The sequence below is a fragment of the Acidovorax carolinensis genome (assembly GCF_002157145.1).
Taxonomy (GTDB): domain Bacteria; phylum Pseudomonadota; class Gammaproteobacteria; order Burkholderiales; family Burkholderiaceae_C; genus Acidovorax; species Acidovorax carolinensis.
The window spans coordinates 1,888,616-1,910,000 of record NZ_CP021361.1 but is presented as its reverse complement, the minus strand read 5'-3'; the positions used below and the strand labels follow the sequence as shown (position 1 = coordinate 1,910,000).

The window sequence follows — 21,385 nt, the reverse complement described above, 5'->3', positions numbered from 1 at the left end:
GTTGCGCAGGCGCAGCTGGCGGGCGATTGCCTGAGCCGCCTCCAGGTTGGTCTTGAAGATGGTGTCGTCGAAATTGCGCGCGCCTACGTAGCCACCCGTATTCACGTCGATGGTGGTAAGCGCCTCGGTCTGGTCCACGATGAGGTAGCCGCCCGATTTCAGATCGACCCGGCGGCCCAGGGCCTTGGCAACTTCTTCGTCGATGGAGTACAAGTCAAAAATCGGTCGCTCGCCCTTGTAGTGCTGCAGCTTGCCCGCAGCAGCGGGCATGAATTCCTGCCCAAAAGCCCGCAAGCGCTGGAACTGCTCCATCGAATCCAGCCGAATGGTCTGCGTGTGGTCGCCCACGAGATCGCGCAGCACGCGCTGCAGCAGGTCCAGGTCCTGGTGCAGCAACGACATGGCGGGCAGCTTGAGGGAGGCCTCCTTGATGCGCGCCCAGGTCTTGCGTAGGTAGGCAATGTCCTCGGCCAGCTCCGCGTCGGTAGAGTCCTCACCGTTGGTGCGAAGGATGAAACCGCCGCCCCCACCCGTGGACTTGTCGCCCACCAACGCCTGCAGCCGAGCGCGCAGGGCATCGCGCTCGGCGCCGGGGATCTTCTGCGACACGCCCACATGGTCGTCCTGCGGCAAGAACACGAGCAGGCGGCCTGCAATGCTGATCTGCGTGGACAGGCGTGCACCCTTGGTACCGATGGGGTCCTTGATGACCTGCACCATCAGGGCCTGGCCTTCGAACACCTGCTTTTCAATCGGCACCTGCGGTTCGTTCTTGCGCGCAAATGCGGGTGGCTCGCCGTCAGGCTGGCGCTGCCAGACATCGGCCACATGCAAAAAGGCCGCGCGTTCCAGGCCGATATCGATGAAGGCCGACTGCATGCCCGGCAGCACGCGCGACACCTTGCCCAGGTAAACGTTGCCCACCAGACCGCGCTCGAGCGTGCGCTCGATGTGCAGCTCCTGTACGGCGCCATGCTCCACCACGGCCACGCGCGTCTCCTGCGGTGACCAGTTGATCAGAATGTCTTGTTGCATGGCGTCTGGAAACGGTTGAAGCTGTTGTTGTGGTTATATGTAGAAGCCCGCTGCACGCAGCAGTTGTGCTGTCTCGTACATCGGCAGCCCCATGATGCCCGAATAGCTGCCTGCCATGTGCTCGACATACGCCGCCGCCCGTCCCTGAATGCCATACGCCCCGGCCTTGCCCAGCGGCTCGCCCGTGGCGACATAGGCGTCGATCTGAGCAGGCGTCATGGCGGCAAAGGTGACGCGCGACACCGACAATGCGCTCAAGCGCTTCGGGCCCACCTGCAGCGCCACGGCGGTGAGCACGCGGTGCTCATGGCCGGCCAGCTCGGCCAGCATGCGCGCGGCATGTGGCGCGTCGTCGGGTTTGCCGTAGATCGTGCGACCCATCGCCACCGTGGTGTCGGAACAGAGGATGGCCGCATCGGGCAAGCCCCGGCGCGCGCGCCGGGCCACGGCGGCGTCGAGCTTGAGGCCGGTCACGCGCTCCACATAGGCTGTGGGCGCTTCGCCGGGCAGCACCACCTCGATGGCCTCGGCGTCTTCGGCCTCGTCACCGTCTACGTTGGGCAACAGCAGTTCGTGGCGCACGCCAAGCTGCTCGAGCAGTTGGCGCCGGCGTGGGCTTTGGGATGCAAGGTAGATGAGGTCCGGCATGAACTGATTTTGATTAAAATCGGCTCTAACGCTTATCCATCAAGCGTTAGCAGCTATAAAAAACAGAGTAATCCATGCGTACCTGATCCCGATCTCATTCGCGGTGGTACGGGTGCCCGGCGTTTACCGACCAGGCGCGGTACAGCTGCTCGATGAGCAGCACGCGCACCATGGCGTGGGGCAAGGTCAGGTCCGACAGGCGGATGCGTTCATGTGCACCCTGGCGAAAGGCCGGGTCCAGCCCGTCCGGGCCACCGATGACCAGTGCCACATCGTCGCCGCCCAGTTGCCAGCCTTTCAGGCGCTCGGCCAGGGCCTTGGTGGTCAGGTTGGTGCCACGTTCGTCCAGTGCCACCACGCGCGTGCCACGCGATGCACCTGACGATATCGCCGCTTCGATGCGCTCGCGCTCGGCGGCGTAGAGCGTCTCCAGGGTCTTGGAGCCGCGCGGTTCGGTCTTGACGGCCTTGAGCTCGACCTTGAGCTCGGGCGGAAACCGCTTGGCGTAATCGTCATACGCCGTCTGCGCCCAGTCGGGCACGCGCTGGCCCACGGCCACGATCAGCAGCTTCATCGCAACTCAGGCGCAGTGCGCGGGCAGGATTTGTCGAAGGGCCGAGGCACCAATCACTTGCGGCCCGGGGCCCTCTTGGCTGCGGGCTTGGCGGCTGCGCCGCCGCGTGTCGCCGTGGGCTTGGCGCCGGTCTTGGCGGCGGCAGCGGTCTTGCTGCGAGGGGCGGATGGCTTGACCACCACGGTCTTGACAGGCGCCTTCGTAGCTGCGGGCTTTCTGGCTGCAGTCGTTGATGACTTTGCAGGAGCCTTGGCGGGTGCGGCCTTGGCAGTGCTGCTGCTCTTTGCAGGAGCTTTGGCCGGGGCCTTTGCAGCCGCTTTGACTGGTGCTTTTGCGGTCGCCTTGCCTGCAGGTTTTGCAGGAGCAGCTACGGGCTTGGCAGCTGTTTTGGCGACGGCCTTGACCGTGGCCTTGCCCGAGCGGGCGGCTACCGTGGGGGCCGCTGCCTTTTTCGCGGGTGCCTTGCCAGCGGACTTCGCATCCGATTTGGCCGCCTTCTGCGCCGACTTCTTCTCCGCCAATTCGGTGGCTGCGCTGGACACAGGCTTGGCAGCGCCGAGCTTCAGGCGCACAGGCGTATCGCCCCACAGCTCTTCCAGGCGGTAGTACTGGCGGATGGCGGGCTGCATGATGTGTGCCACGGCGGCGCCGCAGTCCACGATGATCCATTCGCCGTTTTCTTCGCCTTCGATGCGTGGCTTCACAAAACCGGCTTCTCTGACCGCATCGCGTACGCTGGCGGCCAAGGCCTTGGTCTGGCGGTTGGAGGTGCCCGATGCCACGATCACCCGTTCAAACAGCGGCGAGAGATGCTCGGTGTTGAAGACCTGGATGTCTTGCGCCTTGACGTCCTCCAGACCATCGACGATGGCGCGCTGGAGCTTGGTGACGTCTTTTTTGGCGGCGGTTTCCGATTTGGTGGAGGTGGTCATCAGGCGGTGAATATATAAAGAGAATGGGATCAATATAGCGTGCAACGCAGCGCACAGCCAGCGGGCTGCGCCTTGGTTGTTGCGCGGTGGCGCTGCGTCAGTTTGACGTGTTTTTGGCCTCTTGCGCTGGTGTGAAAAGCGCGGGCAGCTATATAAATTATAGCTTTTGCGCTTTTCATGGCGTTCAGGCGGTGGCGCCAGCCCCGCCAGTGAGCCAGTCGCGCCGCACCAAAAAGCGCTGTGTGAGCGCTGCTTCGGCCGAATCGGCGGCATCCGAGCGCTGGTACGACCACGACACCAGCGGCGGCATGGACAGAAGGATGGACTCGGTGCGCCCGCCCGATTGCAGGCCAAAGTGCGTGCCCGGTCCCACACCAGGTTGAACTCCACATAGCGGCCCCGGCGGTAGAGCTGAAAGTCTCTCTCGCGCTCGCCAAACGGCAGGTTCTGGCGTTTTTCTACGATGGGCAGATACGCCTTGAGAAAGGCATCGCCCACCGATTTCGTCATCGCCAGGCTTTGCTCAAAACCCAGCTCCGAGAAGTCGTCATAGAACACGCCGCCCACGCCGCGCTGCTCGCTGCGGTGCTTGAGGTAAAAGTATTTATCGCACCACTGCTTGAAACGCGGGTACTTGTCATCGCCAAAGGCGCTGAGCGCATCGCGGCAGGTGCGGTGAAAGTGCACCGCGTCTTCTTCAAACCCGTAGTACGGCGTGAGGTCCATGCCGCCGCCAAACCAGCAGGTGGGCGCCTGACCGGGGTGGCCGGCGGCGATCATGCGCACATTCATGTGCACCGTAGGCACATACGGGTTGCGCGGGTGGAACACCAGCGACACGCCCATGGCTTCGAACGGCGCGCCCGCCAGCTCGGGCCGGTGCTGCGTGGCCGAAGGCGGCAGTTGCGGGCCGCGCACATGGCTGAAACCGCAACCCGCGCGCTCGAACACACGGCCGCCTTCCATGATCTTGGTGATGCCGTCGCCCTGCAGCGGCTCGCCCGGCGGCTTGCTCCAGGCATCGGCCAGAAAGCGTTCGCCACCCTCGCCTTCGACGGCTTCGAGTGCATCGGTAATGCGTGACTGCAGTCCCTGCAGGTAAGCACGCACACGGGCCACCGTGTCGGCGGCGTTCAAGGTCTGAGTGTCTGCCATCAGCTCTTGAGGGCGCGAAAGCCGATGTCGTGGCGGTATTGGGCGCCGTCAAAGTGAATGCCCCGCGCCACGTCGTAAGCGCGCTGCTGCGCTTGCTTGACGCTGTCGGCCAGCACGGTGACGCACAGCACGCGGCCGCCGGTCACGCTGACCACGCCGTCCTTGAGCTGCGTGCCCGCGTGGAACACCACCGCATCGTCTGCCTCAGCGGGCAGGCCGGTGATGGCATCGCCCTTGCGGGGGTTCTCGGGGTAGCCATGGGCTGCCATCACCACGCCCAGCGCGGTGCGGCGGTCCCACTGCAGCTCCATCTGGTCGAGCTTGCCGTCGGCGGCCGCGGCCATCACATCGCAGAAGTCGCTTTTGAGGCGCATCAGGATGGGTTGCGTTTCGGGGTCGCCCATGCGGCAGTTGAATTCAAGCGTCTTGGGGTGGCCCTTGGCGTCGATCATCAGGCCCGCATACAGAAAGCCCGTGTACGGGATGCCGTCCTTTTCCATGCCGCGGATGGTGGGCAGGATGATCTCGCGCATGGCGCGGGCGTGCACATCGGCCGTGACCACGGGCGCGGGCGAATACGCGCCCATGCCGCCGGTGTTGGGGCCTTCGTCGCCGTCTTTCAGGCGCTTGTGGTCCTGGCTGGTGGCCAGGGCCAGCACGTTCTTGCCGTCGCACAACACGATGAAGGAGGCTTCCTCGCCTTCAAGGAACTGCTCGATCACCACGCGCGCGCCACCTTCGTTGTGCGTCACGCCGTATTTGTTGTCCACCAGCATGAAATCCACGGCATCGTGTGCTTCCTGCAGCGTCATGGCAACCACAACGCCCTTGCCAGCGGCCAGGCCGTCGGCCTTGATGACAATGGGCGCGCCCAGGCGGTCCACAAAGGCGTGGGCGGCGACCGGGTCGGTGAAGGTGTCGTAATCGGCGGTAGGGATGCCATGGCGGCGCATGAAGGCCTTGGAGAACGCCTTGGAGCTTTCGAGTTGCGCCGCAGCCTTGGTGGGGCCGAAGATGCGCAGGCCGTTGGCACGGAACTCATCGACCACGCCTGCAGCCAGCGGGGCCTCGGGGCCCACCACCGTCAGGCCGATCTTCTCGGCCTGGGCCCACGCGCGCAGCTCGCGCACGTCAGCAATGGCCACGTTTTCGAGCTTGGAATTCAGGGCCGTGCCGCCATTGCCAGGCGCCACGTACACCTTGGTCACCTTGGGGGACTGGCTCAGTTTCCACGCCATCGCGTGTTCACGGCCGCCGCCACCAATCACAAGTACTTTCATAGGAACCTTTGGTGAACACCCGCGCCCCAGCGCTGGGCCGGATGCCGGGGTTCGGGGAAATATCAGTCGAAAAGCAGGTCAGCGCAAGAAAAAAAGCGCCTACAGCGCGGCGTTGTGATAGACCTCCTGGGTGTCGTCCAGGTCTTCCAGCACATCCAGCAGCTTTTGCATGCGGGCGGCATCGTCGCCCGTCAGTTCGATGGTGTTTTCGGGCCGCATGGTCACGCCCGCCACCTCGGCCGTCAGGCCTGCGGCCTCCAGCGCGTTCTTCACGGCTTCGAAGTCGGCCGGGGCGGTGAGCACCTCGACCGCGCCGTCGTCGTCGGTCAGCACGTCTTCGGCGCCGGCCTCCAGCGCCACCTCCATCACCTTGTCTTCACTGGTGCCGGGGCAAAAATCAGCTGGCCACAGTGCTTGAACTGGAACACCACCGAGCCTTCGGTGCCCATGTTGCCGCCATGTTTGCTGAAGGCGTGGCGCACTTCGGCCACGGTGCGCACACGGTTGTCGGTCATGGTGTCGATCATGATGGCCGCGCCGCCGATGCCGTAACCTTCGTAGCGGATTTCTTCGTAGGTCAGGCCTTCGGCGTTGCCCGTGGCCTTGTCGATGTTGTATTTGATGCGGTCGGCGGGCATGTTGGCCGCCTTGGCCTTGTCCACCGCCAGGCGCAGGCGGGGGTTGGCCGACAGGTCGCCGCCACCGGCGCGGGCTGCCACAGTGATTTCACGAATGATGCGGGTCCAGATCTTGCCGCGTTTTTCATCCTGCCGCCCCTTGCGGTGCTGGATATTCGCCCATTTACTGTGTCCTGCCACGGGAAGTCCTTTTGTATTGATTTAATCTAGTGGCCACGATTTTACTTTTGCCCGCCACCGATCCCCGAGGAAACCCCAAATGGCCGAACCCCTCCTGATTGCCAAGCACGACACCATCGAATGCCACCTGCTCCCGGGCCTGGCCAACCGCCACGGGCTGATCACCGGCGCCACCGGCACCGGCAAGACCGTCACGCTGCAGACCCTGGCCGAGAATTTCTCGCGCATCGGTGTGCCGGTGTTCATGGCCGACGTGAAGGGCGACCTCACCGGTGCCAGCCAGCCCGGCAAGATCGGCGACAAACTGGCCGCCGTGCTCAAGGACCGGGGACTGCCCCTGCCCACGCCCCTGGCCTGCCCCACCACGCTGTGGGATGTGTTTGGCGAGCAGGGCCACCCGGTGCGCGCCACGGTGTCGGACATGGGCCCCCTGCTGCTGGGCCGCATGCTCAACCTCAACGAAACCCAGCTGGGCGTGCTCAACCTGGTGTTCAAGATCGCCGACGACAACGGCATGCTGCTGCTCGACCTGAAAGACCTGCGCGCCATGCTGCAGTACGTGGGAGACAACGCCAAGGAGTTCACCACCGAATACGGCAACGTCAGCGCCGCCAGCGTGGGCGCCATCCAGCGCGGGCTGCTGCAGATCGAGCAGCAGGGAGGCACGCAGTTCTTTGGCGAGCCCATGCTCAATATCCAGGACTTCATGCAAACGGTGGACGGCCATGGCGTGGTCAACATCCTGGCGGCCGACAAGCTCATGAACTCGCCGCGCCTGTACGCCACCTTTTTGCTGTGGATGCTGTCCGAACTGTTCGAGCAATTGCCCGAAATCGGCGACCCGGAGCAGCCCAAACTCGTGTTCTTCTTCGACGAGGCCCACCTCTTGTTCAACGAAGCACCCAAGGTGCTGGTCGAGCGCATCGAACTGGTGGTGCGCCTGGTGCGCTCCAAGGGCGTGGGCGTGTATTTCGTCACGCAGAACCCGCTCGACATCCCCGACAGCGTGCTGGCCCAGCTCGGCAACCGCGTGCAGCACGCGCTGCGCGCCTTCACCCCGCGCGACCAGAAGGCCGTGAAGGCCACGGCCACGACCATGCGGCAGAAGCCGGGGCTGGATATTGAAACCGCCATCACCGAACTGGCCGTGGGGGAAGCGCTGGTGAGCTTTCTCGACGCCAAGGGCCGCCCCAGCGTGACCGAACGCGTGTTTGTGCTGCCACCCGGCAGCCAGCTTGGCCCCATCACGCCGCAGCAGCGCCAGGCGCTGATGGCCAGCTCGCTGGTGGCCGGCGTGTACGAAAAGACCGTGGACCGCGAATCTGCCTACGAAAAGCTCAAGGGGCGTGCCACCGAGGCGAGCGAGCAAGTTGGCAACGGCAAGAACGCCAACGGTGCGCCCGCCGACGAAGGCGGCGGCCTGATGGGCGGGCTCAACGACGTGCTGTTTGGCAGCACCGGACCGCGCGGCGGCAAGCGCGACGGCCTGGCGCAGACCATGGCCAAGTCGGCCGTGCGCACCATGGGCACGTCGCTGGGCAGGGAAATTTTGCGCGGCGTGCTGGGCGGCATCTTCGGCGGCAGCAAGCGGCGTTGAACCTGCGGGTGGTCCGGGGCGTTGCGCGGCACGCTCCGCACCGGCATAACTCCTGAATTTATAGCTGCTTGCGCTTGATACACAAGCGCTAGCGGCATATTTCATTCAAAGTCGCCTGTGCGACGATGCACGGCACTGGACCAGGCCTACATTCCACGTCCATGAACACCCTCACCTGCTTTTCCCTCAGCATCACCGACCACGTAGCCCACCTGGCGCTGAACCGGCCCGAGGCCATGAACACCATGCACCCCACGTTCTGGCGCGAGCTGGACACGGTGCTGGCCCGACTGCACCAGGCGGGCGAAGCGCGGGCGCTGGTCATCAGCAGCACCGGCAAACACTTCAGTGCGGGCATGGCGCTCGAAACCTTTGGCGGCGCCATCACCATGGACGACCAGAGCCCCGAGGGCCGCGCCGCCATCTTCGACCTGCTCACCGACATGCAGGCCACCTTCACCCGCATCGAGACCCTGCGCATCCCCGTCATCATGGCCATCCAGGGCGGCTGCATTGGCGGCGCGGTGGACATGGTGGCGGCCGCCTGCATTCGGTATGCCACGCAAGACGCGTTTTTCTGCATCCAGGAAATCAACATCGGCATGGTGGCCGATGTGGGCACGCTGCAGCGCCTGCCCAAGCTGATACCCCTGGGCGTCGTCAAGGAGCTGGCCTACACCGGCCGCCGCCTGAGCGCCGCCAAGGCGCTGGGCTACGGCCTGGTCAACGAAGTGTTCGACTCGCAAGAGGCCATGTTGGCCGCCGCCCTGCAATGCGCGCAAGAGATCGCCAGCAAGCCACCCGTCGCCATCTGGGGCACCAAGCAGGCGGTGAACTACGCCCGCGACCACTCGGTGGACGATAGCCTGCGCCAGATGGGCTGGCTGCAAGGCGCCATCTGGAGCAACCAGCATGTGCGCGAATCGGTCACGGCCATGAAGCAAAAGCGCGCGGGCGAGTTCCCGGCTCTGGCAGCGTTGAAGCGTTTCAGCGAACAGGGCTGAGCCCCAGCCAGCCCCAGACGGAATGCATCCACGCGGCGCCCCCGCGCGGCATGCCGGCGCGGCAACCCCGGATTCATCAAAATCCATAGCTGCCAGCGCTTACTGGATAAGCGCTGGCAGGCATTTATGCTTGAAAGTGCACGGCAACGGGCTATGATGCGCCAGCGTGGCTGCCGCTCCCTGGCGTCCCGCCAGCCCAAGGATGCCGACATGACCCAGACACCCTTTTCCGTGCCCAGTTTCGTGCCAACGTATGCCGATGTGGCCGATGCCGCCCATCGCCTGCACGGCATGGCGCACCGCACGCCCGTGCTGCGCTCCACCACCGCCGACGAGCGGCTGGGTGCACAGCTGTTCTTCAAGTGCGAGAACCTGCAGCGCACTGGCGCCTTCAAGTTCCGCGGCGCCTTCAATACCCTCGCCCAGTTCACCGACGAGCAGCGCAAGGGTGGTGTGCTGGCGTTCTCGGCCGGCAACCACGCCCAGGCCATTGCGCTGTCGGCCCGGCTGCTGGACATGCCCGTCGTTATCGTCATGCCCGAAGACGCACCCGCCAGCAAAATGGCGGCCACGCGCGAATATGGCGCGCAGGTCGTCACCTACAACCGTTACACCGAAGACCGCGAGGCCATCAGCCGGCGCCTGGCGCAAGAGCGCGGCATGACGCTGGTGCCGCCGTTTGACCACCCGCACGTCATCGCCGGGCAAGGCACTGCGGCCAAGGAGCTGCTGGAAGAAGTGCCCAACCTCGACTACCTCTTCGTCTGCGTGGGCGGTGGCGGCCTGCTGGCCGGCAGCCTTCTGGCCGCCGAGGCGCTGGCCCCGCACTGCCGCGTGGTGGGCGTAGAGCCCGAGGCGGGCAACGATGGGCAGCAGTCTTTTCGCGCGGGGCACATCGTGCAGATCCCCACGCCGCACACCATTGCCGACGGCGCGCAAACACAGGCGCTGGGGCAGCTCACCTTCCCGATCATCCAGCGCCTGGCCGACGACATGGTCACCGCCACCGACGAACAGCTGGTGCAAGCCCTGCGCTTTTTTGCCGAGCGCATGAAGATCGTGGTCGAACCCACAGGCGCCCTGGCCTTTGCGGGCGCAGAGCATGGCAGCGTCGATGTGCGGGGCGCCCGTGTGGGCATTCTCATCAGCGGCGGCAATGTGGATATGGCCCGCTATTCGCGCTTTCTGGCAGACTGAGCCTGTTTTACCGATCCGCACCAAAACCATAAAAAAGGCCTTTTTTTCCCATGAGCAACGTCACCGTCATCACCCACCCCCTTGTCCAGCACAAGCTCACGCTGATGCGCAAGAAGGAAGCCAGCACCAACAGCTTTCGCCGACTGCTGGGCGAGCTCTCCACGCTGATGGCCTATGAAGTCACGCGTGACATGCCCCTGCAGGACGTGCAGATCGAAACCCCACTTGAAACCATGACCGGCAAGGTCATCGATGGCAAGAAGCTGGTGCTGGTGTCCATCCTGCGCGCGGGCAACGGCTTTCTGGACGGCATGCTCAACGTGGTGCCTGGCGCCCGCGTTGGCCACATCGGCCTGTACCGCGACCCGGCCACGCTGCAGCCCGTGGAGTACTACTTCAAGATGCCCTCCGAGATGGACGAGCGCGACATCATCGTGGTCGATCCCATGCTGGCCACCGGCAACTCGGCCGCCGCTGCGGTGGAGCGCCTCAAGAAGCTCAACCCCCGCTCGATCAAGTTCGTGTGCCTGCTGGCCGCGCCCGAGGGCATTGCCACGCTGCAAAAAGCCCACCCCGACGTGCAGATCTTCACCGCCGCCATCGACCGCGAACTGAGCGACCATGGCTACATCCTGCCGGGCCTGGGCGACGCGGGCGACCGCATCTTTGGCACCAAGTAAGCCAACCACCGGCAAACAGCGGTCAACTGCTGTTCCGGGATAAAGAAAGCCGCCGGCGGGATCACTCCTGCGGCGGCTTTTGCTTGGGTCACCGCCGCAAAGCCCAGGGGCTCAGCGGCGGCGCTTTCACCTCAATACACGTCGTGCTGCGTGTTGTTGACGTTGAAGTGGCCCGTGGGGGTGATGATGCGGGGGTCCTTGATCACGGCCTTGAGCTTGAGCGTCTTGTCGTCCACGACGACCAGTGCCGAAGCCTTGTCTTTGGCAGACCACACGGAGAACCACACCTCGTCGCCCGCCTTGTTGAACTCGGGCTGAACGACGCGCTTGGCACCGCCATCGTCCGGCAGACCGGCCCATTCGGCAATCGGCAGCACGGTGTAACCCTTGTCCAGGTTCTTGATGTCATACACCACGACGGACTGCGAGATCTTGGGATCAGGGTTCAGCGGGGCATCCGAATACAGGTGCGTGGACTTGGGGTGGCTCTTGATGAACAGCGCGCCGCCACCAGGGCCCTTGAGCTTGGCAACTTCCTTGAACGCGTATTGCTTGTGCTTCTTGGGATCGGTGCCGATCAGCGAGATGGTGTCGTCACCCAGGTGGCCGGTAGACCAGACGGGGCCGAACTTCGGATGGACGAAGTTGGCGCCACGGCCGGGGTGGGGAATCTTGCCCACATCGACGATGGCCTCCATCTTGCCTTCCTTGGCGTCAATCACGCCCACCTTGTTGCTGTTGTTGGCAGCCACCATGAAGTAGCGCTTGGTCGAGTCCCAGCCACCATCATGCAGGTAGCGCGCTGAACCCAGTTCGGTGACCTTGAGTGCGTTGATGTCGGAGTAATCGACCATCAGCGTCTTGCCGGTTTCCTTGACGTTGACGATGAATTCCGGCTTGAAGTGCGAGGCTACGATGGACGCCACACGCGGCTCGGGGTGGTAATCCTGCGTATCCACCGTCACGCCACGGGTAGAGACGATCTTCAGTGGCTCCAGGGTGTTGCCATCCATGATGACGAACTGGGGAGGCCAGTAAGCGCCGGCAATGGCCAGCTTGTCGGTGAAGTCGCCCTCCTTGCCCTTGTACTTGGAGGTGTCCACCGAGCGCGCTTCCAGGCCCATGCGGATTTCAGCCACGTTGTCGGGCTTGGGCATCCACAGGTCGATCATGTTGATGCGGCCGTCGCGACCGATCACGAACAGGTAGCGGCCGGATGCGGAAGTGCGCGTGATGTGCACCGCATAGCCGGTCTTGACGATGTTGATGATCTGCTTGGTGTCACCATCGATCAGCGCCACTTCGCCGGTATCACGCAGCGTGGTGGAGAAGATGTTGGCGATGTTGTAGTTGTTCATCTTCCGGGTGGGCCGGTCTTTGGGCTCCACCACAATCTTCCAGGTCTTCTTCATGTCCGCCATGCCCCACTCGGGCGGCTGGGGCGGATCTTGCTGGATGAAGCGGGCCATCAGGTCCACATCGGCCTCGGTCATTTCACCCGAGGTCTGCCAGTTGGGCATGCCGGCGGGCGAACCGTAGGCGATGAACACCTTCAGATAATCCGTGCCCTTGGCCAGCGTGATGTCGGGCGTCAGCGGCTTGCCCGTGGCGCCCTTGCGCAGCACGCCGTGGCACCCTGCGCACCGCTCAAAGTACGTCTGGCGGGCCCGGTCGAACTCGGCCTGCGTCATCTTGGGCGCTTTGGGGTTCGCGCTTTGGTACATGGGCACATCGGCCAGCGGTGAGGTACCTGCCTGGTAATTCACCTCGGGGGCCGAAGCACCCTCCTTGTGTTGCGCCGCAGCGGCCAGCGCCAGAGTGGACAGTGCCAGGGCCGCAAGGCGCGCCAGCTTTCGGGTTGTCATGGGAACTCCTTTTGATTCGCAGCCCATGCGCTCATTCCATCCTTCAGGACCGCCCGCCGAGGGCCGCGACAATATTGTTTCGGCAGACTTGATGGCAATTCTTTGACGGGTACCCCGAGGTCACTTTGATACGCATCAATAATTCATTCAACATGTATCAATGCCCCGAAAGCCCACCAATAATCCCACAACGGCTACCGTAAACCAACACTTATATGCAATTGCAACGCCACGGCCCACACCCTGTTTCGCGCCAGCGCCACCCCCTGGGTTCCCTCAACGCCATCACTTTGCTCACCTTGGTGGCCTGCCTGCCCACTGCTGGGGCCTACGCGCAGGCCGTTCCGGCAATGGCCGAGGTGGTGGTCAGCGGATCGCGCAGCGAACAGCTCAGCGACGAACTGCCCTTGTCGATTGATGTGATTGACGCCCGCGCACTGAGCGACCAGCAAGCCCGCGACGTCCGCGAGGCCTTGCGCGACCTGCCCAACACCTCCGTCAAGCACCCTTTGCCGCGCACCACCGTGGGAGGCGCCAACACGGTGGGCACCGGCCGCGACGGCAATGTGGGCCTGAACATCCGCGGCCTGGGCGGCAACCGCGTGCTGATGCTGGTCGATGGCATCCGCGTGCCGCGCAGCTACGCCTTTCGCACCACCACGTTTGATCGCGAATACCTGTCCATGGAGCTGCTCAAGCGCATCGAGGTCGTGCGCGGGCCCGCATCGGCGCTGTATGGCTCAGACGGCATGGCCGGTCTGGTCAACTTCATCACCCACGAGCCGGCCGATTTTCTGGCCAGCGCCCCGGGCACCCCGCCCAGGCAGTTGGGCGGACGCATCTCCACCAGCTGGAGCGGCGATGACAACGGCCGCGCGCTGGCCGCCACGGTGGCGGGGACGGCCAGCGACACCGTGCAATGGCTCGTGACCGCCAACGCACGCCGCTCGCACGCCATGGACAACATGGGCACCCGCGACACCTCAGACACCAGCCGCACCACGCCCAATCCGCAGCACAACGAAGACAACGCCGTGCTGGCCAAGGTGGTGGTGCGCCCCTCCGCGGCACAGCGCCATGTGCTCACCCTGGAACATGTCGAAAAGCAGGCGGACGTGAACCTGCTGTCAAGCCGCGCGCCCCTGCCGCTGACGGGCAGCGCCGCCACCATCGCCGGCGCCGTGATGGATGAAAACATGGGCCGCACCATGGAACGCAGCCGTTTCACCTGGGATGGCCGCTACACCCTGGGTGCCAGCTGGGCCGACCAGTTTCAGACGGTGCTGGCCGTGCAGCACGCCAGCTCCCGCCAGTTAGGCACCAGCGTGCGCAACACCCTGCCCTTGCGCGTGCGCGACAACTCCTACACCGAGCACACCTGGCAGGCAGGCCTGCAGGCCGAAAAAACCCTGCGCACACCCGGCGGCTGGGCGCACAAGCTCACCTATGGCATCGACCATATCCGCAGCGAGATCAGCAACGTCTACACCGGCCTGGCCCCCCTGCCGCCCGAGGTGTTTCCACTCAAGCGCTTTCCGGACACCCGCGAGACCAGCAGCGCGGTGTATGCCCAGGCGGAATCCGTCATCGACCAATGGAGCATCACACCCGGGCTGCGGTGGGATCACTTTGCGCTCGATGTGACCAGCCAGAACGGCTTTTTTCCGCCCGCCGCCCAACCGGGCCAGTCGCTCTCGGGCTCGGCGCTGTCGCCCAAGTTGGGGGTGCTGTACCGCGCCACCACGCAGTGGAGCGTGTTCGGCCAGTATGCGGCCGGGTTCCGCGCGCCGGATGCCGCGCAGATCAATGGCTATTATGAAAACGCTGCCGAGCACGTCACCATCATTCCCAACCCCGACCTCCAGCCCGAAAAAAGCCGGGGCGTGGAATTGGGGGTGCGGGGCCGGTTCGACCGCCTGAAGCTGGATGCGGCGGTCTTTGCCAACCACTACTCCAACCTCATCCTGGACACCGTGCTCATTCGCGGCACGGGCACGGCCGCAGACCCGCGCGTGTTCCAGACCCTCAACACCGAGCGGGCGCGCATCACGGGCATCGAGGTGAAAGGCATCTACGACTGGGGCCCGATGGCGGGCGGACGCATCAGCACACCCTTCAGCTGGGGGCGCGCCAAGGGCGTGAACCGCGCCACAGGTGCCCCGCTGAACTCCATCGACCCCCAGCAACTGAGCCTGGGTGTGCTGTACGACACCGCCGCCTGGGGCCTGCGCGCCGACCTGCGCCACCACGGCGCAAAGAAAGCCAGCGACATCGACAGCGCGTCGGCCGTCAAGGCACCCAATACGCAATTTACCATCGGACAGGCCACCACGCTCGACCTGTCGGCCCAGTGGCGCCTGCGCAAGGACCTGCGGCTGAACGTTGCCGTGCACAACCTCACCAACCGCAAATACTGGCTCTGGCCCGACGTGTACGGCCTGGCCGCCGCCAGCACCGTGAACGACGCCTACACCCAGCCTGGGCGCAGCCTTCACGCAGCGCTGGTCATGGACTTCTGAGCCAGCCCACCACCTGGAGAGCCCGCACACGGTGGCGCTGCAGCCCCGGCACTACCGACCATCACGACACACAACCACCCATGCTGGACCTCCTGATTACCAACGCCACCCTGCCCGATGGCCGCAAGCGCATGTCTGTCGCCGTGCAGGATGGCCGCATTGCGGAAGTCACCGAAGGCCTGCAGGCCGCGGCCCATGAAACGGTGGATGCGGGCGGCCTGCTGCTGAGCCCGCCATTTGTCGATGCGCATTTCCACATGGATTCCACACTGAGCTATGGCCAGCCCCGGGTAAACGAAAGCGGCACCTTGCTCGAAGGCATTGCGCTGTGGGGCGAGCTCAAGCCCCAGCTCAGGCACGATGCCATCGTGGAGCGCGCGCTGCGCTACTGCGACTGGGCCGTGGCGCGCGGGCTGCTGGCCATCCGCTCGCATGTGGACACCAGCCACCCCAGTCTGCTACCGGTGCAGGCATTGCTCGACGTGAAAAGCGCGTGGCGCCTTACCTCGACCTGCAACTGGTGGCCTTCCCGCAAGACGGCGTGCTGCGCGCCCCCGGCGGTCTGGACAACCTCCAACGCGCACTGGACCTGGGCGTGGATGTGGTGGGCGGCATTCCCCACTTTGAACGCACTTACGCCCAGGGCACCGACAGCGTGAAACTGTTGTGCGAGCTGGCTGCAAGCCAGGGAAAGCGCGTGGACATGCACTGCGACGAATCGGACGACCCGCATTCACGCCATGTGGAGACGCTGGCGTATGAGACCCAGCGCCTGGGGCTGCAGGGCCGGGTCACGGGCTCGCACCTGACCTCCATGCACAGCATGGACAACTATTACGTGAGCAAGCTCATCGCGCTGATGGCCGAGGCCGACCTGGGCGTAGTGGCCAACCCGCTCATCAACATCACGCTGCAGGGCCGCCACGACACCTACCCCAAACGCCGTGGCATGACGCGCGTGCCCGAACTGCTGGCCGCGGGCCTCACGGTGGTGTTTGGCCATGATTGCGTGCTGGACCCCTGGTACAGCGGCGGCAGCGCCGACATGCTGGAGGCCGCCCACATGGGCCTGCATGTTGGGCAGATGACCAGCCAGGCCGCCATGCACCAGTGTTTTGATGCCGTCACCACCCACCCTGCCAGGTTGCTGGGGCTGGAAGGCTACGGGCTGGCGACAGGGAGCCACGCCGACTTCGTGCTGCTGCATGCGCGCGACCCCGTGGAGGCGATCCGCCTGCGCGCCACCCGCCTGGCCGTCTACCGGCGCGGCAAAAAGGTGGCGAGCAGCCCCGCCCCCGTGGCTGCCCTCGCGCTGCCAGGCAGACCGGACAGCGCCGACTTTCTGGCACGGTAGTTCAACGCTACAGCCCACCGTCGCTGGTTGCCACCGCAATGGATCAGAATATTAACCAAAATGGCCTCTGGCGCTTACAGAAAAAGCGCTACATGCTATTAATAAAATAGCAAATCAACCGACACAGTTCGCGCCCCGCAACCCGACTGCCGCATCCGGCGCAAAGCGCCCTGCATCACGCACAGGACAGTTGTCCAACCCGCAATGTCCGGCTCACGAAGGCCGTGAAAGGGCCAGCGCTTCGACCCGGTTTCTGCCGTGCTCCTTGGCAAGGTACATGGCCTCGTCGGCGCGCTGCAACAGGGCGTCTGACGAATCGCCAGGCAGGTACTGCGTGGCCCCGATGCTCACCGTCAAGCCAATGGGGCCACGGTCCGTTGCCACGGGCTGGCTGGCCACCATGGCGCGCAACCGCTCGGCGATGGCACGAGTGCCCTCGCTGCTGGCGTTGGGCAGAAAAATCGCAAACTCCTCGCCGCCCATCCGCCCCATGACGTCCTCATTGCGCAGGCAACTCGTAGCCAGGCCGACAAAATGGCGCAGCACATCGTCGCCGCCTTTGTGCCCCCAGGTGTCGTTGACCTTCTTGAAATGGTCCAGATCAATCGCCAGCACGGAAAGACCGGACTGCGTGCGGTCCGCACTGCTGATGGCTTTTTCCAGCAGGGTGAGGAACGCCCGCCGGTTGAATACGTCGGTGAGCGGGTCCACCTCGGCCAGGTGGCGCAACTCTCGGGTGATGTATTCATTGGTCAGCATCAGCGCGCCAAACGCCATCAGCACCAGAGACAAAGTGGCCTCCAGCACCACAAACTGCGACAGCAGTGCCACCATGCCGGCATCAGCACCGTTCCCCGCATCGGGGGCGGCCAGCTTGAACAGCAGCGGCCGCAACAGCAGGAAAAGCCCATGCAGGCTCGCTACGATAGCAAACAAATAGCGCGCGGGCACATTCCGAAAACCGCCGCGTGCAAGCGTGTGGGCGGTCAACAAAAAGCACACCCCAGAAACCGAGCCAGCCAATGCAAACCGGATACCCATTTGCGGCTGTACCACCGTGAAATATGCAGCCGCTGCCATGACGGCCGCAATGGCCAATGCCGCATACCCGTGCGGCACAGATGCTCGCCCCATGTAGGCACGGCTGCCCAGAAAGCAGAAGTAGGCCACCATGGCAATGGACGCCTGCGTCAGCATCACCAACAGCACTTCCGGCACGTGATCGCGCATTAGCAGACTGGCGCAAAAAACCGAGGCACAAAAAAACGAAAGCGTCCATAGCCGCAAGCCAGGAATGCCCTTGTTGAAATACCACACGGCATAAAACACTGTGGTGACCAGCGCGGCCAGGATGCCAGCGAGGATGACGAGCGTGGGACTGTGCACGAAGGATGGTGTTGGGCTGGGGGCTGCAAACTTGACAACGTGACGGGTTTACCGTCCGTTGCGGGCCTGCGGTACAGACATGCCCCCAAAGCGGTATGCAATTGTAACCATACCCTCAGACTCGAACCCAGGCGATGTCATGTCAATACATGCCGAAGCAGTGCAGACGTCCAGGCGAACAGCGGGTGTCTAGCAGATGTTCTGCAGCAGATCGACTCCGCAACACCCCCATCACACGATCACCCCACCACATGGCACTCGCGGCGCAGCAAGGCCAGCGCGTCGTGCATCTGGTAATCCATGTCGCTGCCCAGCGTCTTGCCCGATTCCTGCACAAAGCTGTTCCACATGCCGATGTAGTCCGACTGGTAGGCGCCCGGCGCATGGCTGCGGATGAACGCGGTGGCCAGTTCGGGCTGCAGGCCGCTCTTGCGGATCTTGCGCACAAGGCTGGCGGCGGCTTTTTCCGTCAGCAGGGTCTTCTTGGGTGCGCCTGCGGCCAGGCACAGGAACAGCGTGAGCAGCGAGTGCTCGTCTTCGTTGCCCTGGGTCGTCCGGGTCCATGTCTTGCTGGCGGGCCGGGGGGCTCGCCGCCCTCTTCGATCGCATCGAGGCTGCGGTGGTAATGGTCCACCTCGGCCAGCGGGTCGTCCAGCAAGAAGTAGCGGGCGCGGAAGGCACCGGTCGGACGCAGCAGGTTGCGCAGCGGGTTGGCGGCGTCCAACAGCTTGGGCAGGTCGGCCAGCACGCTGGCGCACTGCGCTTGCATCACTGCGCGCAGTTCTGCGGGCACGCCAGCGGGCAGCGGCAGCTGCGTGGGCGCCGCCAGCTTTTTCTTGCGCAGCGCCGTCACCAGCTTCTCCAGGGCCACTGTGTTGGGCCACTCGCCCAGATGCATGGCCCGGGGCGCCAGGGCCTGCATCAGGAGGCCGGTGCGGATGACGGCCTCGGCATCGGCACCGCCGGCTTCAAGCTCGTCGGTGTCGAGGTCGTATTGCTCGGCCAGCCACTGCGCGGCGCGGATGGCCCGGGCAATCTCGCTGCGGCGGGCCAGTTCGGCCTGGTAATCGGTGTAGCTGCGCAGCGACCACACCGCCAGCAGCGGCGTTTGGGCATCGTCATAGCCGGCCATGCCAAAGTTGCTGCTCTCGGGCATGGCGATCAGGCGTCTGAGCATGTCGGAGCCGCCCTTGGAGCGCGACAGGAACGAATGGTCGCGCAGCGAGACGGCGGCCTTGGCCACATCGCCGCCCGTGGTGTCCAGCAAATACAGGCTGATGAGGTTGACCATGCGGTCTCGGGCTTTTTCGAGCTCGGGCCGCAGGAACTCGCTGCCAAAGTAGCGGGCGATCTGCACCATGCCCTTGGGGGCGTCGGCGCAGATGGCGGCCAGCCGGGCTGCATCCAGAATGCCGTGCTGCACGCCGTACACCAGGGCTTTTTCAAAAAACGGGCGGGCGTCGTGCAGCTGCAGTGCGTTGGCGACTGCCACCGGTTGGGCATCAAGGGAAGTCGTATCGGGCACGGTCATGTTGGTATCCATCGCGCTATGCGCTGCTCTCGGGCCTTGCAACTGGCGCGGCCCAAGCCAGGACCGCCGCGCAAGGGCCGCCCCGCCGCGCTGGCGGTGTCCCCCTTCCCCAATTGCGCAGCAATTCGAGAGAAGGGGGAAGGCGCGAAGCGCCACAGGGGGTTGTCATCTAAATCGCGGATTCTTCGTCGGATGCGCGGGCCGCCGGGGTGGCCTTGCCGCGATCGGTATCACTGGTTTCAAACTTGCCGTCGTCTTCCTCGGCCGGCTCGTCACCCTCTTCCAGGCCCATGTCGTGGGCACGCGCCTTGGCACGCAGCACCAGCAGGGTTTCAATGAAGAGGTCGCGGCATTCATAGCGCAGCAGCCAGGCCAGTTGCATCCAGTCGCGGTCGGCCACTTCGTCCTGGTCGATGCGGGGCTGCACGTAGCCGGACGCCAGCAGCTCGTCATCGCTCAAGGTGGGGCCGTAGTCTTCGGTGGCGTCGAAGGTGCCGGTGCGGGCAAAGGCTTCGATGCGGCTCCACTTCTCGGCAAAGTAGTTGGCCAGGGCCTCGCTGCCGCCTTCCAGGTCGCCAATCGCGGTCAAGAACTCCACCGGGTCGGCATCGTCCCGAAAAATGACGGCATTGACCATGTTGCGCAGGTGCGTGTGGGTCAGGTCCTTGTATTGCTTTTCGAGCACCATGGCCCGCGCAAACTGCTCGGGTGTGACCAGCAGGTTGACGACGGACGCCTTGGAGTCGTCGTACTCGCGCATCACGGCCAGCACGTCTTTGGGTGCCAGCTGGTCCAGCACGACCATCAGGGCGTTGTCGCCTTCGGTGTCGGCCAGGTCGGCCAGCGCCGATTCGGCGCCCACGATGTCGCCGGCGGCAATCAGGCTGGTGGTTTTGGTGATGAGAGCCAGGTGGTTCATGTGCGGGAAATCTCGGTCTTGTCAGTCTTTGCGGTCAAAGCCGGCCTCGGCCAGCCAGTTGGAGCTGGCCTCGTCGCGGGTGCGGCTGTTGTGCGGGTCGGCGGCATCGTCGGCGCTCAGGGCGTTGTAGTCATCGTCGTGCTCGGCGGCCTCTTCGTCAGAATCCGGCTCGGCATCGCCCTGCGCGGGTGCCGGGCCAGGCGCGCATGCTGGTGCAGATACTCCAGCCCCGCCGCCACCACCATGAAGGCGGGCCCACCGGGCTCGCGCAGCACGGTTTGAGCCAGGCTGGCGGCCCAGGGTTCCAGCGAGACAGCGCCCGTCAGCGTGCCCCAATCGGGCAGGTTGTCGAGGCCCTGACCGAGCAAGTGCTCCATCACCGAAGGCTTGGCAAAACGGAAGCCCTGGTGAAAGACCACTGCCACCATTTCCGGGGCCAGTTCCATCATTTTCACGAGAAAACCGATTTCAGAGCGCTTTTCTGCCAGCCGCTTGCGCAGCACATCCTTGCCCTCCGAGTCCGAAACCAGGTCATCGAGCTCGGCCTGGTAGGCCGAACGCAGGTCATAAAAGTAAGGGGAAAGTTTCACGAAGGAAGAATGCTCTTGAAATAGGTTTGCCAGATCTCTTGGGCGGTCTGCAGCGGGTCGTCCAGCAGGTTGCGGCGGCGGTTGTCGTCGTAGGCCTGGCGGGCCCCGTCGTCAGACAGCACTTCATAGGCCTTTTGCACGGCCTGAAAGCGCTGCGCTGCGTCGGGCGCATCGTTCTTGTCCGGGTGATAGAACGACGCTTTCTGGCGAAAGGCTTTCTTGATATCGGACAGCGACGCGTTGGCGCTCAGTCCGAGGGCTGCGTAATGGTCAGCGGTCATGCAATGGTGGTGGATAAATG

At 64.4% G+C, this 21,385-nt stretch carries 14 protein-coding genes and 5 pseudogenes (1 of these 19 only partly in view); 6 read left to right on the top strand and 13 right to left on the bottom strand.

Annotation, left to right across the window (positions count from 1 at the left end):
* From rng to CBP34_RS08890, 7 genes and pseudogenes are all read right to left on the bottom strand, one after another.
* Positions 1 to 1,035, bottom strand: the 5' portion of a protein-coding gene (gene rng / locus CBP34_RS08920; RefSeq protein ID WP_086912305.1) for a ribonuclease G. The gene continues 453 nt to the left of window position 1, outside the view; only the first 1,035 of its 1,488 coding nucleotides appear in the window; it begins with the start codon at positions 1,033 to 1,035; its stop codon lies beyond the left edge, outside the window.
* 33 nt (positions 1,036 to 1,068) lie between these two features.
* A complete protein-coding gene (locus CBP34_RS08915; RefSeq protein WP_094097812.1) occupies positions 1,069 to 1,683 on the bottom strand; it encodes a Maf family protein in 615 nt (204 codons plus the stop codon).
* A gap of 94 nt (positions 1,684 to 1,777) precedes the next feature.
* Positions 1,778 to 2,257 (bottom strand): 23S rRNA (pseudouridine(1915)-N(3))-methyltransferase RlmH, encoded by a 480-nt coding sequence (rlmH, locus tag CBP34_RS08910; RefSeq protein ID WP_086912303.1) that lies wholly within the window; start codon positions 2,255 to 2,257, stop codon positions 1,778 to 1,780.
* Positions 2,258 to 2,310: 53 nt separating this feature from the next.
* Positions 2,311 to 3,189, bottom strand: a complete 879-nt coding sequence (gene rsfS / locus CBP34_RS08905) for a ribosome silencing factor (RefSeq protein ID WP_094097811.1) — start codon at positions 3,187 to 3,189, stop codon at positions 2,311 to 2,313.
* 184 nt (positions 3,190 to 3,373) lie between these two features.
* Positions 3,374 to 4,344 (bottom strand): annotated as a pseudogene (gene hemF / locus CBP34_RS08900) (oxygen-dependent coproporphyrinogen oxidase).
* Positions 4,344 to 5,624 carry a phosphoribosylamine--glycine ligase gene (gene purD / locus CBP34_RS08895; RefSeq protein WP_086912300.1) on the bottom strand — a complete coding sequence of 427 codons (1,281 nt, stop codon included), beginning with the start codon at positions 5,622 to 5,624 and terminating at the stop codon, positions 4,344 to 4,346. The pseudogene hemF and the gene purD overlap by 1 nt, the downstream one beginning before the upstream one ends.
* A gap of 99 nt (positions 5,625 to 5,723) precedes the next feature.
* Positions 5,724 to 6,442 (bottom strand): annotated as a pseudogene (locus CBP34_RS08890) (YebC/PmpR family DNA-binding transcriptional regulator).
* 79 nt (positions 6,443 to 6,521) lie between these two features.
* Here CBP34_RS08890 and CBP34_RS08885 point away from each other — a divergent pair.
* The 4 genes from CBP34_RS08885 (at position 6,522) to upp (ending at position 10,920) form a co-directional block, all read left to right on the top strand.
* Positions 6,522 to 8,039 carry a helicase HerA-like C-terminal domain-containing protein gene (locus tag CBP34_RS08885; RefSeq protein ID WP_094097810.1) on the top strand — a complete coding sequence of 506 codons (1,518 nt, stop codon included), beginning with the start codon at positions 6,522 to 6,524 and terminating at the stop codon, positions 8,037 to 8,039.
* A gap of 161 nt (positions 8,040 to 8,200) precedes the next feature.
* Complete coding sequence (locus tag CBP34_RS08880; protein ID WP_094097809.1) at positions 8,201 to 9,043, top strand: enoyl-CoA hydratase-related protein; 843 nt, start codon at positions 8,201 to 8,203, stop codon at positions 9,041 to 9,043.
* 210 nt (positions 9,044 to 9,253) lie between these two features.
* The gene (locus tag CBP34_RS08875; protein WP_086914058.1) at positions 9,254 to 10,240 is read left to right on the top strand and encodes a threo-3-hydroxy-L-aspartate ammonia-lyase; all 987 of its coding nucleotides are present in this window, start codon (positions 9,254 to 9,256) and stop codon (positions 10,238 to 10,240) included.
* 50 nt (positions 10,241 to 10,290) lie between these two features.
* The gene (gene upp / locus CBP34_RS08870) at positions 10,291 to 10,920 is read left to right on the top strand and encodes a uracil phosphoribosyltransferase (RefSeq protein WP_086912296.1); all 630 of its coding nucleotides are present in this window, start codon (positions 10,291 to 10,293) and stop codon (positions 10,918 to 10,920) included.
* Between the two features lie 131 nt (positions 10,921 to 11,051).
* Here upp and CBP34_RS08865 read toward each other — a convergent pair whose 3' ends face one another.
* Positions 11,052 to 12,785 carry a nitrite reductase gene (locus CBP34_RS08865; protein ID WP_086912295.1) on the bottom strand — a complete coding sequence of 578 codons (1,734 nt, stop codon included), beginning with the start codon at positions 12,783 to 12,785 and terminating at the stop codon, positions 11,052 to 11,054.
* 215 nt (positions 12,786 to 13,000) lie between these two features.
* Between CBP34_RS08865 and CBP34_RS08860 the strand changes: the two genes are divergently transcribed.
* A complete protein-coding gene (locus tag CBP34_RS08860) occupies positions 13,001 to 15,304 on the top strand; it encodes a TonB-dependent hemoglobin/transferrin/lactoferrin family receptor (RefSeq protein ID WP_094097808.1) in 2,304 nt (767 codons plus the stop codon).
* A gap of 80 nt (positions 15,305 to 15,384) precedes the next feature.
* A pseudogene (locus tag CBP34_RS08855) lies at positions 15,385 to 16,658 on the top strand (amidohydrolase family protein).
* 213 nt (positions 16,659 to 16,871) lie between these two features.
* On the opposite strand, the gene CBP34_RS08850 reads toward CBP34_RS08855, so the two are convergent.
* The 5 genes and pseudogenes from CBP34_RS08850 to CBP34_RS08830 form a co-directional block, all read right to left on the bottom strand.
* Positions 16,872 to 18,044, bottom strand: a complete 1,173-nt coding sequence (locus CBP34_RS08850; RefSeq protein ID WP_094097807.1) for a GGDEF domain-containing protein — start codon at positions 18,042 to 18,044, stop codon at positions 16,872 to 16,874.
* A gap of 239 nt (positions 18,045 to 18,283) precedes the next feature.
* A pseudogene (locus CBP34_RS08845) lies at positions 18,284 to 19,575 on the bottom strand (hypothetical protein).
* A gap of 169 nt (positions 19,576 to 19,744) precedes the next feature.
* Positions 19,745 to 20,494 (bottom strand): hypothetical protein, encoded by a 750-nt coding sequence (locus CBP34_RS08840; RefSeq protein ID WP_086912291.1) that lies wholly within the window; start codon positions 20,492 to 20,494, stop codon positions 19,745 to 19,747.
* A gap of 21 nt (positions 20,495 to 20,515) precedes the next feature.
* Positions 20,516 to 21,084: pseudogene (locus CBP34_RS08835) on the bottom strand (hypothetical protein).
* Positions 21,081 to 21,365 (bottom strand): DnaJ domain-containing protein, encoded by a 285-nt coding sequence (locus CBP34_RS08830; RefSeq protein WP_094097806.1) that lies wholly within the window; start codon positions 21,363 to 21,365, stop codon positions 21,081 to 21,083. Before CBP34_RS08830 ends, CBP34_RS08835 begins: the two are co-directional and overlap by 4 nt.
* Between the last annotated feature and the right edge of the window lie 20 nt (positions 21,366 to 21,385).

Coding starts and splice junctions, on each gene's coding strand:
- CBP34_RS08915 (WP_094097812.1), bottom strand. CDS start 1,683: ATGCCGGACCTCATCTACCTTGCATCCCAAAGCCCACGCCGGCGCCAA.
- rlmH (WP_086912303.1), bottom strand. CDS start 2,257: ATGAAGCTGCTGATCGTGGCCGTGGGCCAGCGCGTGCCCGACTGGGCG.
- rsfS (WP_094097811.1), bottom strand. CDS start 3,189: ATGACCACCTCCACCAAATCGGAAACCGCCGCCAAAAAAGACGTCACC.
- purD (WP_086912300.1), bottom strand. CDS start 5,624: ATGAAAGTACTTGTGATTGGTGGCGGCGGCCGTGAACACGCGATGGCG.
- CBP34_RS08885 (WP_094097810.1), top strand. CDS start 6,522: ATGGCCGAACCCCTCCTGATTGCCAAGCACGACACCATCGAATGCCAC.
- CBP34_RS08880 (WP_094097809.1), top strand. CDS start 8,201: ATGAACACCCTCACCTGCTTTTCCCTCAGCATCACCGACCACGTAGCC.
- CBP34_RS08875 (WP_086914058.1), top strand. CDS start 9,254: ATGACCCAGACACCCTTTTCCGTGCCCAGTTTCGTGCCAACGTATGCC.
- upp (WP_086912296.1), top strand. CDS start 10,291: ATGAGCAACGTCACCGTCATCACCCACCCCCTTGTCCAGCACAAGCTC.
- CBP34_RS08865 (WP_086912295.1), bottom strand. CDS start 12,785: ATGACAACCCGAAAGCTGGCGCGCCTTGCGGCCCTGGCACTGTCCACT.
- CBP34_RS08860 (WP_094097808.1), top strand. CDS start 13,001: ATGCAATTGCAACGCCACGGCCCACACCCTGTTTCGCGCCAGCGCCAC.
- CBP34_RS08840 (WP_086912291.1), bottom strand. CDS start 20,494: ATGAACCACCTGGCTCTCATCACCAAAACCACCAGCCTGATTGCCGCC.
- CBP34_RS08830 (WP_094097806.1), bottom strand. CDS start 21,365: ATGACCGCTGACCATTACGCAGCCCTCGGACTGAGCGCCAACGCGTCG.